This is a genomic window from Mesorhizobium sp. KR1-2 (genome assembly GCF_040045035.1).
Classification (GTDB): domain Bacteria; phylum Pseudomonadota; class Alphaproteobacteria; order Rhizobiales; family Rhizobiaceae; genus Pseudaminobacter.
The window spans coordinates 207,762-219,387 of sequence record NZ_JBDZDS010000004.1; the positions used below are offsets into that span (position 1 = coordinate 207,762).

The 11,626-nt window shown below is 63.7% G+C and carries 13 protein-coding genes; 8 read left to right on the top strand and 5 right to left on the bottom strand.

The window, feature by feature from the left end; genetic code table 11:
• Positions 1-5: 5 nt before the first annotated feature.
• The 8 genes from ABLE85_RS10575 (at position 6) to ABLE85_RS10610 (ending at position 7,063) form a co-directional block, all read left to right on the top strand.
• Positions 6-986, top strand: coding sequence for a branched-chain amino acid ABC transporter permease (locus ABLE85_RS10575; protein ID WP_348792681.1), 981 nt, complete (start codon positions 6-8; stop codon positions 984-986).
• The gene (locus tag ABLE85_RS10580) at positions 979-1,728 is read left to right on the top strand and encodes an ABC transporter ATP-binding protein (RefSeq protein ID WP_348792682.1); all 750 of its coding nucleotides are present in this window, start codon (positions 979-981) and stop codon (positions 1,726-1,728) included. Before ABLE85_RS10575 ends, ABLE85_RS10580 begins: the two co-directional genes overlap by 8 nt.
• Positions 1,725-2,411 carry an ABC transporter ATP-binding protein gene (locus ABLE85_RS10585; protein WP_348792683.1) on the top strand — a complete coding sequence of 229 codons (687 nt, stop codon included), beginning with the start codon at positions 1,725-1,727 and terminating at the stop codon, positions 2,409-2,411. Before ABLE85_RS10580 ends, ABLE85_RS10585 begins: the two co-directional genes overlap by 4 nt.
• 43 nt (positions 2,412-2,454) lie before the next feature.
• Entirely contained in the window at positions 2,455-2,865 is a 411-nt protein-coding gene (locus ABLE85_RS10590; protein ID WP_348792684.1) for a RidA family protein, read from the top strand.
• Positions 2,866-3,154: 289 nt separating this feature from the next.
• The gene (locus ABLE85_RS10595) at positions 3,155-4,411 is read left to right on the top strand and encodes a hypothetical protein (RefSeq protein ID WP_348792685.1); all 1,257 of its coding nucleotides are present in this window, start codon (positions 3,155-3,157) and stop codon (positions 4,409-4,411) included.
• A 175-nt stretch (positions 4,412-4,586) separates the two neighbouring features.
• Complete coding sequence (locus ABLE85_RS10600) at positions 4,587-5,309, top strand: AraC family transcriptional regulator (RefSeq protein WP_348792686.1); 723 nt, start codon at positions 4,587-4,589, stop codon at positions 5,307-5,309.
• A gap of 87 nt (positions 5,310-5,396) precedes the next feature.
• Entirely contained in the window at positions 5,397-5,843 is a 447-nt protein-coding gene (locus tag ABLE85_RS10605) for a FixH family protein (protein WP_348792687.1), read from the top strand.
• 2 nt (positions 5,844-5,845) lie between these two features.
• Positions 5,846-7,063 carry a cytochrome c peroxidase gene (locus ABLE85_RS10610; RefSeq protein ID WP_348792688.1) on the top strand — a complete coding sequence of 406 codons (1,218 nt, stop codon included), beginning with the start codon at positions 5,846-5,848 and terminating at the stop codon, positions 7,061-7,063.
• 327 nt (positions 7,064-7,390) lie between these two features.
• Here ABLE85_RS10610 and ABLE85_RS10615 read toward each other — a convergent pair whose 3' ends face one another.
• From ABLE85_RS10615 to ABLE85_RS10635, 5 genes are all read right to left on the bottom strand, one after another.
• A complete protein-coding gene (locus ABLE85_RS10615; RefSeq protein ID WP_348792689.1) occupies positions 7,391-7,861 on the bottom strand; it encodes an aminoacyl-tRNA deacylase in 471 nt (156 codons plus the stop codon).
• Positions 7,862-7,998: 137 nt separating this feature from the next.
• A complete protein-coding gene (locus ABLE85_RS10620; protein WP_348792690.1) occupies positions 7,999-8,370 on the bottom strand; it encodes a cytochrome C oxidase subunit IV family protein in 372 nt (123 codons plus the stop codon).
• A 9-nt stretch (positions 8,371-8,379) separates the two neighbouring features.
• Positions 8,380-9,102, bottom strand: a complete 723-nt coding sequence (locus tag ABLE85_RS10625; RefSeq protein WP_348792691.1) for a heme-copper oxidase subunit III family protein — start codon at positions 9,100-9,102, stop codon at positions 8,380-8,382.
• 13 nt (positions 9,103-9,115) lie between these two features.
• Positions 9,116-9,820 (bottom strand): cytochrome c oxidase subunit 3, encoded by a 705-nt coding sequence (locus ABLE85_RS10630; protein WP_348792692.1) that lies wholly within the window; start codon positions 9,818-9,820, stop codon positions 9,116-9,118.
• Positions 9,817-11,589 (bottom strand): cbb3-type cytochrome c oxidase subunit I, encoded by a 1,773-nt coding sequence (locus tag ABLE85_RS10635; protein WP_348792693.1) that lies wholly within the window; start codon positions 11,587-11,589, stop codon positions 9,817-9,819. The genes ABLE85_RS10630 and ABLE85_RS10635 overlap by 4 nt, the downstream gene beginning before the upstream one ends.
• Positions 11,590-11,626 lie beyond the last annotated feature (37 nt).

Consider the following 11,626-nt stretch of genomic DNA (forward strand, 5'->3'; position numbering starts at 1 on the left):
TGGGCATGACGCGCGAAACTCTCGTCGGCTTCGTTCTGGCTGCGCTGCTTCTGGCGTTTCCGCTGGTGGCCTCGGCCATGGACGAACCTTTCTACATAACGCTCGCCACGCGCATGGCCGTGCTGGCGCTGGCGGCCGTGGGGCTCAACCTCGCGCTCGGCCTCGGTGGCCTCATCTCCTTCGGCCATGCGGCCTTCTTCGGCATCGGCGGCTATGTCGCCGGCATCTTTGCCGCTCATGCCTTCAACCAGGAGCCGATCTTTTCGGCACCGTTCGAATTCATGGGCAGCGACCGGATGCCGATGATCTGGCTCGCGGCGCTGCTCATCAGCGCGCTGGCGGCCCTGCCCATCGGCGCGATCAGCCTGCGCACTTCCGGTGTCTATTTCATCATGATCACCTTGGCCTTCGCCCAGATGATCTACTATTTCGCCATGTCCTGGCCCGCCTATGGCGGCGAGGACGGGCTGTCGATCCTGGCGCGCAATGCCTTCCCGGGCCTCAATACGGCCAATCCGCTCAGCCTGTTCCTGGTTTGCTACGGCCTGCTGCTGGTCGCGCTGCTGGTATTCGCGACCGTCCGTAACTCGCGCTTCGGCGCGGCGTTGCAGGCCGGCCGGCAGAACGAGACGCGGCTCGCAGCCGTGGGCATCGCGCCTTTTTCGGTGCGCCTCGTCGCCTTCGCCATCTCCGCTGCCATCACCGGCCTGGCCGGCGCGCTCTATGCCGATCTGAACCGCTTCGTCAGCCCGTCAATGTTGTCGTGGCAGATGTCGGGCGAACTCATCGTGCTGGTCATCCTCGGCGGCACCGGCCGGCTGTTCGGGCCGCTGGCGGGCGCCATGCTGTTCGTGCTGTTCGAATCCGCTCTTGGGGGCCTGACGGAGCGTTGGCAGTTCTTCCTTGGGCTGATCCTGCTCGGCGTCGTGCTGTTCGCACGCGGCGGCCTGATGGGCATCGTCGCCGGAAAGGTGCGCCATGGCTGAGGCGGTCCTGTCCATCCGCGACCTGCGCAAGACTTTTGGCGCGCTGAAGGCAACCGACGGCGTCAGCCTCGACCTGAGGCCGGGCGAGATCCATGCCTTGATCGGCCCGAACGGTGCCGGCAAGTCGACGCTGATCCACCAGATCGCCGGCTCGATCAGGCACGATAGTGGCAACATCCATTTCTTCGGGCACGATGTAGGCACTCTCGGCATGGCCGAGCGGGCGCGGCGCGGTCTTGGCCGCAGCTTCCAGATCTCGTCGCTGGCGCCGGAGTTTTCGGCTCTGCGCAATGTCATGCTTGCGGTGCAGGCGCGGCAGGGCTCCAGCTTTCGTTTCCTCAAGCCCGTGATGAGCGACAGATCGCTGATCGAACCGGCCATGGCCGCGCTGGAGCGCACCGGCCTTGCCGACCGCGCCCGCGTGCCGGCGGCCGAGCTTTCGCATGGCGAGCGCCGCCAGTTGGAGATCGCGATTGCGCTGGCGCTGGGTCCAAAAGCCTTCCTGCTCGATGAGCCGATGGCCGGCATGGGGCCGGAAGGTTCGCGCAGCCTCACCGCGTTCCTCGATAGCTTGCGGCAGGAGGCACCGATCCTGCTGGTGGAGCACGACATGGACGCCGTCTTCGCGCTGGCCGACCGCATTTCCGTGCTCGTCTATGGCCGCATCATCGCGAGTGGCACCGTGGATGAAATCCGCAGCCACCCGGAAGTGCGCCGCGCCTATCTCGGAGAGGCGGCATGAAGATTCTGGAGATTGCAGGGCTGGAGAGCTTTTACGGCGCCTCGCAGGCGCTGTTCGGCGTCGAGCTTACTGTGGCCGAGGGCGAAGTCGTGGCGCTGATGGGCCGCAACGGCATGGGCAAGACCACCACGATCCGCTCGGTGCTCGGCCTGGTCAGGCCGCGCGCTGGCAGCATCCGCGTAGCGGGCAGCGAGGTTGCCGGGCTGAGCCCGCACCGCATCGCCCGCCTTGGCGTCGGGCTGGTCCCGGAGGGGCGGCGCTGCTTCCCCAACCTCACCGTGCAGGAAAACCTCGTCGCTGCCGCTCGCTCCGGCGTCTGGACCCTTGCCCGGGTCAATGAACTGTTTCCGCGCCTGGCCGAACGGCGCGACCAGTATGCGAATACGCTTTCGGGCGGCGAGCAGCAGATGCTGGCCATCGGCCGTGCGCTGATGACCAATCCGAAGCTGCTGATCCTCGACGAAGCCACCGAAGGCCTGGCACCGGTGATCCGGCACGACATCTGGGCGGCCATCCGTCGGCTCAAGGCCGAGGGCCAGTCGATCCTGGTCGTCGACAAGACCTTGTCCGAACTGCTGCCGGTAGCCGACCGCTGCTTTGTGCTGGAAAAGGGCCGCACGGTCTTTTCCGGTGCGCCTGCAGCCCTTACGGCAGAGCTGCAGGACCGCTATCTCGGCGTCTGAGACGCCACTCGAAATCCCGAACTACCAGAACTGGAGACTATCCATGACCACCGAAACCATTCACGAGGTGCTTCACCCGGCCAACTGGAAGGCGGCCAAGGGCTATGCCAATGGCATCCTTGCGGATGGCCGTGTCGTCTATCTCGGCGGCCAGATCGGCTGGAACGCCGATCAGGTTTTCGAGGCGAAGGATCTGGTCGGGCAGACCCGCCAGACCCTCCAGAACATCGTCGACGTGCTGAAGGAGGCCGGCGGGCGGCCGGAGCACATCGTCAAGCTCACCTGGTACATCACCGACAAGAAGGAATATCTCGCCAATGTGCGCGAGATTGGCGCCGCCTATCGTGAAGTGCTGGGCAAGCACTTCCCGGCCATGGCCATGGTGCAGGTGGTGGCGCTCATGGAAGACGAGGCCAAGGTCGAGATCGAGGCGACGGCGGTGCTGCCACGCTGAACGCACGGCTGACCAGGAGCAATGGACGTCCGCTGAGGCAGGCCTAGGGACGTCCTATCGTCGGTCGAGCTGGTGAAATCCTACTTTCTTCCAAGGCATGAAGGTTTGGCAAGATCGGTCGCGAGAGCACGACCGATCATGACATGTTGAGTTATCTACCAGAGAGTGCAATCTAAGGCGTTGCTCGGGGGACTCACCAATGACGCGACCAGGCAAAATCCAAGGGTTGCTTCTAGTTATCTTTGTTTGTCTGTCGATCATAGCCGTTTGCGGCGCTTATTTCCTCGTCTTGCAAAACCGCCATACGGAGACGCGGCTGGGGGCCAAGATCGACAGGCTGGCGGCACAGCCTCAGCCGATCCCGGACATGCTCCGGGAAGGCAGGGAAGCATGCAACGTCCGCCTGAAGTCGCTGCCGGCCGTTATTAGCGAGCCAGGCACCTACTGTCTTTCAACTACCATCAACGTTGCGGAGGCCGGGCGCGACGCCATTACCATAAAGAGCAATGATGTCGTCATCGACGGCCTCGGCCATACGGTCGTCGGCTCCGCCGACCCGGCAACAACCACGCGCGGCCTCTACGCCGTTGACTATCGCGGTATCACCGTCAAAAATATCCGTTTTTCCGGTTTCAACACCGCGATCCTGATCGGACGCACCGACGAGCTGATTGCGGAAACCACCACCTATCCGGCAAACGCCCGGTCGCGGGACATCCGCATTTCCGGTGTGGTCGTCGATGGCGCGGCCTTCCAGGGCATCCATGTCCGTGCCGACAATTTCACCATCGCCGGAAACACGATCATGAGGATTGGGCCGAGCACCGTTGCCCCTCATGCCTTCGCCACCGGAATATCGACGCGAGGCAATGGCTGCGAAATCAGCGGCAACCGCATCATGCTGGGCGAGCCGACCGGCAATGGCGAGAATGTCGGAATCGCCAATTATCTCGGGGCTGGGTGCCGGATCGAGCGGAATACGATCGTTTTCGACCGTCTTCCGGAGTTTGGGCGCAACTTCGGCATCTGGACCAGGCCTTCCGGCGGCGCGGTTCCGCTCGTCGCCGACAACCTCATTTCAGGGGCGCATTATGCGCTCGGGCCTCACGGCATGTTCGAACGCAACCACATCGACAACGCCGTATGCGCCGTGTTCACGCGGCGCCCGTCCGACGTCGATGGGTTCTTCGACCTGGGCGGCAATGTCGCGGTCAGGACGGCGGGGATTGTTCGCCCCGGCAGCCGGGAATGCCCCGACGAGATCGAGCGCGCGCTGTCACGCTATCGCGAGAAGCCGTCCCCCGAAGCCGCCTATCTGGTTGCGCTGTCCTATGGTGAACATTCGCCGATCGAGAATGAAGCCGATTCCATGGCCTGGTTGATCGTCGCGGCCAAGTCCGGGCATCGGCTCGCGGCAAATCAGATTAGGGGATGGCGCCCCCCGGAGATAAAGGCGGCAGCCGAAAAGATTGCAGCACGGATTTTGGAAGCCGGAACGCCGGCCGTCGCCGCTGGCGCAGGGCCAGAGATTTCTTCTGATCAATGATTCCGCTTCGCGAGGGCAATCGTGCGCAATGGCCCGTAGAGTTGAGGTGGCAGGCCGTGCTAGCCTGCACTCCAGCCGCGGTGACGGCAGGCTGCAGGCGGGAATGCAGGTGAGGACCAGCGGCATTGGACGCGTCGTGTTTTGGGGAGGCGGCAGCCTGTGGATCGGGCACGCAATGGCCCCGAGCGAGCTTCACGCCCATCACGCCATCCAGATAGCGTTTGGCCTGGACGGACCGATCGAATTGCGGACCGGCATCACGATGCCGTGGGGCAGCTTCAGCGGAGCGCTTGTTCCCCCCGACCTGCCGCACGAATACCGCGCCACCGGACGGCACGTCGCCAACGTCTTCTTCGAACCCGAGACGCCGCTCGGGCGCCGTCTGCTCGAGCGGTTTGGAAGAGGAGGACTCGCGTCGATCGACGCCGAGGAGGCGCGAAGAGTGACCGCTCCACTGGCGGACGCCTTTGCCTCGTCTGCCGCCGATGAAATCCTGGAGGAGAAGGCGCGCGCAGTGCTGGCCCAGCTTGCCGGCGGCGCTGCGCCCCGGAGTTCCACCGACAGACGCATCCTGCGCGCCACCAGTTGGATCGCTGCGCATCTCGACGAGTCCCTGACGCTTGCCCAGGCCGCCGCCGTGGCCGGGCTTAGCGAGGGGCGTTTCCGCCACCTTTTCGTAGCCGAGACCGGCATAGCCTTTCGCCCCTATGTGCTCTGGAGCCGTCTCAACCGCGCACTGGAGCTGGGCTTCGGAGGCACTTCATGGACCGAGGCGGCCCATGCGGCCAATTTCGCCGACTCGGCTCATCTCACGCGCACCTGCCGCCGTATGTTCGGCCTTGTGCCGACCTCCCTGCGCATTCGCCAAGCCGCCAGCGCTGCTGAAGCCTCCGCATGAGCGGCTAGCCCTTTCATTCAAGCGCTGCGATCCCTTCCGTCATAAAGGAGCCGCTTCAAAAATTGGCGCTCTTGGAAAGGGAAACAAATGGCAGCGATTTTGAACCGTGTCGCCCTGCTTTGGCTGTTGCTGGCAGGTGTGACGATAGCATGCGGCGTGGCGGCGGCGGCAATGATGATGTCGCCTCCGAAGGACCTCGATCTCTCGCTCCGGCAGAGCTCTGCCGGCGGGGCCTACAAGATTGTGCTGGAGCCCGGCACCGATCCGGTGCCGCTCCGGCAGATTCACAGCTGGACCATAAGCGTCACCACTCCCGCCGGGGTGCCGGTCGACGGCGCGGTGATAGCGGTCGACGGCGGCATGCCGCAGCATGGCCACGGCCTGCCTACCAAGCCGCAGGTCACGAAAGAACTGGGGCACGGCCGCTATCTTCTCGAAGGCGTGAAGTTCAACATGTCGGGGTGGTGGAAGCTTTCGGTCCGCGTCAACGGGACCAAGGGCACCGACGAGGCCACCTTCAACCTGGTGTTATGACGATGCGCGGCCTCAAGCTCCTTTCTATGGTGGCGGCCTTGGCCGCCGCGCTTGGCGCCGGAGCATTCGCCTTCTCGTCGACCGGCGACGGCTGGACGGCGCAAGAGCGCAACCAAATCGCGTCGCTGTCGCTGAAGACCCTTCCGGCGCTGGCACCCGATCCATCCAACCCGGTCGCCGAAGATCCTCGCGCGGCGACGCTTGGAGAGGCATTGTTCTTCGACACCAGGCTGAGCGGCAATGGCAAGGTCGCCTGCTCATCGTGCCACCTGCCGGAACGGCAGTTCCAGGACGGAACGCCGCTGGGCAAGGGGCTTGGCCAGACCGCGCGCCGCACCATGCCGATCGCCGGAACGGCCCACAGCCCCTGGCTGTTCTGGGACGGCCGTGCCGACAGCCAGTGGGCACAGGCACTCGGTCCCCTCGAAAGCGCGGTCGAGCACGGCGCCGACCGAACCTCGCTTGCCCGCCTTATGGTGGCAAACTACCGCGACGCCTACGCGGAGCTGTTCGGCCCGCTTCCTGCCGTGGACGAGTTGCCTGCCCAGGCGTCGCCGCTCGGCTCGCCTGCGCAGATTTCGGCCTGGGACGGAATGACGGACGCCGACCGAACCGCGGTCAACCGTGTATTCGCCAATATAGGCAAGGCGATTGCCGCCTACGAGCGGCACATCATGCCCTCGGCGAGCCGCTTCGACCGTTATGCCGATGCCCTTGCCACGGGAAAATCTCCCCACGGCATCCTGACCCCCGATGAGACCGACGGGCTCAGGCTCTTCATCGGCAAGGGCAATTGCGTCAACTGCCACAACGGGCCGCTGCTCACCGACTTTCATTTCCACAACACCGGAGTTCCATCGCGGGCGGACCTGCCTGCGGATTCCGGGCGTGCTCAGGGAGCCCAGAAGGTGGCGCTCGATCCATTCAACTGCCTCGGTCAGTTCAGCGACGCCGCGCCTTCGGATTGCGCCGAGCTCAAATATATGCAGGCCGAGGGCGAGGAATTGTTGCGGGCCTACAAGACCCCTTCGCTGCGCGAGGTAGCCAAGCGCTCTCCCTACATGCATGCCGGGCAGTTCGGTTCGCTCCGGCAAGTGATTGCGCATTATGATGCCGCGCCTCATGCCGAAGCCGGCCACAGCGAGTTGCAGCCGCTTGGACTGACGGACAAGGAACGGGAATCGTTGGTCGCATTCCTTCAGAGCCTGGACCAGGAGTAACGGCCTGGTCCGGCTTGCCGGCCCCTGGTTATGCCGCCGGTTTCTCCTGCCTCCCACGTCCGGCAATGGGTAAACCATCATGGCCGAGGGGGTGCACCACGATGTGCAGCCGGCCACGAAGCTAATTTCCCGCCCTGTTGAATTCTGCCAGTTCAGCAACGCTTTTCAGCTATGACGACTTTGCGCCTGGATGTTGCTGCCACGAAAACAGCGCCGCTGCGGCAACCATTGCTGGGGCAGCTCTTTTGGGCGGCGCGCTAGCCGCCAACCGCCTCCCGCCGCTTGCGCCAAAGGCAGCGCCGGGCCCAACCATTGGACAGTGACGCCCTACGCGGCATGGCTGAAGCGGGCGATCCGCGCATCCTGCAGCAGGTTGCGGAAATCGCCGGCGGTCACATGCACCAGCGTCCTGTGGTCGCCGCCCTCGAAATAGACGTCGCCGTCCTCGCCGAAGCTTTCGTCGAGGAGGACCGGCACGTCATAGGCCGCGCCCACCGGCGGCACCGCACCGACGTCGCAGTCGCTGAACAACTGGCTCACTTCGTCTTCCGAGGCGAGGCCGAGCCGCTCGTCGATCATGTTCTGCAGCGTATTGAGTTCAAGCCTGTGGCTGCTCGGAACGACAGCTAGCGCGTAGCCTGTACCATGGTGAAGGAGCACCGACTTGGCGAGCCTTCGACCCGAAACATGCGCCGCCTGCGCTGACTGACTGGTGGTCGAGGTGCGGTGATGGGCAACCGTATCGAAGTGGATGCCTTTGCCGACTAGGTAGTCTTCGAGTTTCCTTGCGATCGTCATCGTAGGCGTCCTTCTGTTGGAGTTGGTGACGCGTCGGAGAACGAGAAAATCCATTCTCCTCCCATCATTCCCCCTGTCAACGAAGAAGGCGGAACCGCCTTCCCGAAAGGCGCTGCAGCCGGACAATCATGCGCCGCTTACGGCCCCAGACCGAAGAACAGCGTGCGCGTCAGTTCGGTATGGTTGGACTCAATGACCATGATCGCGACGAAGACGAGGATCAGCAGCGGCGGGACGATGATCGCATAGGCGAGCGCAAGCCGCTCCCAGGCCATGTGCATGAATATGGCAACGATCAGTCCGGCCTTCAGCAGCATGAAGGCGATGATCAGCCCCCATCTGAGAGCCCCCTGCAGGTTGAAATAATCGACCGAGTAGGAGCCTGCGCTCAGCACGAACAGCCAACCCCAGACGACGAGATACAGCTTGATCGGGTGCTGCTGGCCTTGCGCGGAGGCGACGGCAGCGGGCCTCTGCAGCGTGTGATCCTGGGTTAAGACCCGTGTCATCTCTCCACCTCACCAAAGATAGAAGAACGCGAAGATGAAAACCCACACCAGATCGACGAAGTGCCAGTAGAGCCCCATGATCTCGACGTTTTCGTAACGGCCGCGCCGGCTGGTGAAGAACCCCGGTGCGCCGTGATCGAAGTCGCCGCGCAGCACCTTCCGCGCGGTGATCAGCAGGAAGATCACGCCGATCGTCACGTGGGTGCCGTGGAAACCCGTGATCATGAAGAACGAGGACCCGAACTGCGTCGCCCCCCAGGGATTTCCCCACGGCCGCACGCCTTCCATGATGAGCTTGGTCCACTCGAAGCCCTGCATGCCGACGAAGGTGGCGCCGAGCGCGGCGGTGGCCAGCATCAGCGCGGCCGTCTTCCTTCGCTCGCGGCGGTAGCCGAAGTTGACGGCCATGGCCATCGTGCCGCTGGAGGAGATGAGCACGAAGGTCATGATGGCGATGAGGAGAAGCGGCACGGAATGGCCGCCTATATGCAGCGCAAAGACCTCCGCCGTGTCCGGCCAGGGCACCGTGGTCGACATGCGCGCGGTCATGTAGGCAAGCAGGAAGCAGCCGAAGATGAAGGTGTCGCTGAGCAGGAAGATCCACATCATGGCCTTCCCCCAGGAAACGTTCTTGAACGCCCGCTGATCGGACGACCAGTCGGCCGCTATGCCGCGCAAGCCTGCCGGCCGCGGCGCGGTGTGTGGGACATGTTCGGAGGTTGTGTCGACCATCCCGCGTTCCCTCCTAGCTCAGCAACAGGCGGCAGACGTTGATGAAATTGGCCGCCCAGCCCATGAGCACGGCAAACAGAACTAGCCACACCACGAGCAGGGCATGCCAGTAGATCGCGCACAGTTCGGTGGACAGGACGAGCCCGGCGGCCGGGCCGCCTCGCCAGGCCCGGATATTGGTCCGGCCGAGCGCCACCAGCCCGCCAAGGACATGGAGACCGTGCATGGCCGTCAGCAGGTAGAAGAAGCTGACGCCAGGGTTCACGGTGACGAAATAGCCCTGGTCGGCCAGATCCCGCCATGCCAGCAACTGTCCGGCCAGGAAGGCGAGGGAGGCCAGGCCGGCCGTGAAAAGCGCGAGACGGAGATTGTCGCGCTGGCGGGCGTGGGCAGCAACCACCGCACAGTGCATCGCCAGGCTCGCCAGTGCCAGCATGCCGGTGTTGAGCCAGAGTACGCGCGGCACCGGCGGCGCCTGCCAGTCGGCATAGGCCATGCGCATGAGATAGGCGCCGATGAGCAGCGCAAACAATGCGCCGACCACGCCCAGGAACACGCCGAGCCCGATCTTGGCCGGATGCGTGACAGGAGCCTCGGTTTCGGGGAAGGCCGTGACCGGTCCCACTTCCAGCCATGGCTTGGACATCAGCCTTTGGTGCGACAGCCACCAGCCGACAATCGCCAGTATCGCGACCAGGAAGATGAGGATCGCGCTCATGCCGGCCCGCCTTGCGTCAGTGGCCGAGGATCATTCTGGGGGATGAAGTCCTCGGGCGCGCCGGGCACGCTGTAGTCATAGGCCCAGCGATAGACAACCGGCAGTTCCTTGCCGAAATTGCCGTGCGGCGGCGGCGTACCGGCCGTCTGCCATTCGAGCGTCGTCGCCCGCCATGGATTGTCGCCTGCCTCCTTGCCGTGGCGCAGGCTCCAGAAGATGTTGAATAGGAACACCAGCTGGGCGAAGCCGACGACCAGCGCTGCGATGGTCATGAACTCGTTCAGCATGTGCACCGAAGGCGGGATGAAGGCGGTGTCGCCCAGTTCGGGATAGCGCCGCGGTATGCCTATCAGCCCGATATAGTGCATCGGGAAGAAGATCATGTAGGTGCCCAGGAAGGTGACCCAGAAGTGGAAGCGTCCCATCACTTCGTTGAGCATCCGCCCGGTGATCTTGGGATACCAGTGATAGATCGCGCCGAAGACGACCAGGACGGGCCCCACGCCCATCACCATGTGGAAATGGGCCACCACGAACATGGTGTCGGATAGCGGCACGTCGACCACCACATTGCCCAGGAACAGGCCGCTCAAGCCCCCATTGACGAAGGTGACGATGAAGGCGAGCGCAAACAGCATCGGCAGGGTCAAATGGATGTCGCCCCGCCACAGCGTGAGCACCCAGTTGTAGACCTTGATCGCCGTCGGCACCGCGATGATCAGCGTGGTGGTGGCGAAGAAGAAGCCGAAATAGGGATACATGCCGCTGACATACATGTGGTGCGCCCAGACGACGAAGCTGAGCGCGCCGATGATGATGATCGCCCACACCATCATGCGGTAGCCGAAGATGTTCTTGCGCGCATGCGTGGCAATGAGGTCCGAGACGATGCCGAAGGCGGGCAGGGCCACGATGTAGACCTCGGGATGCCCGAAGAACCAGAACAGGTGCTGCCAGAGCAGCGGGCTGCCGCCGTTATGCGGCAGCGGTGTGCCCATGTCGACGAGCGCCGGCATGAAGAAGCTGGAACCGACCACGCGGTCGAACAGCATCATGACACAGGCCACGAACAGAGCCGGGAAGGCAAGCAGCGCCATCACCGTCGCGGTGAAAATGCCCCACACGGTCAGCGGAAGACGCATCAGCGTCATGCCGCGCGTGCGCGCCTGCAGTACTGTCACAACATAGTTGAGGCCACCCATGGTGAAGCCGACGATGAACAGGATCAGCGACACCAGCATCAGTATGATGCCCCAGCTTTGACCGCCGGGCGTGCCCGAGGTGATCGCCTGCGGCGGATAGAGCGTCCAGCCCGCGCCCGTCGGCCCGCCTGGGGCAAAGAAGCTGGCGACCAGTACGAGCACCGCCAGCAGGTAGATCCAGTAGCTCAGCATGTTGACATAGGGGAACACCATGTCGCGCGCGCCGACCATCAGCGGGATCAGGTAGTTGCCGAAGCCGCCGAGGAACAGCGCGGTCAGAAGATAGATGACCATGATCATGCCGTGCATGGTCATGAACTGGTAATAGGCGTCGGCGGTGATGAAGGAAAAGGTGTCGGGAAAGCCGAGCTTCAGCCGCATCAGCCAGGACAGCACCAGCGCGACGAAGCCTATCGCCATCGCCGTGCTCGCATACTGGATCGCTATGACTTTGGCGTCCTGCGAGAAGACGTATTTCGTCCACCAGCTGTGAGGATGGTAGAGCTCGACCTCGGCCACTTCCGCGGGCGGGATGAACTCTGTGTCCTGAGGCGTGACATCGGTCATAAAACACCTCTTCGTTTTTCACTGTCCTTTCGACGCG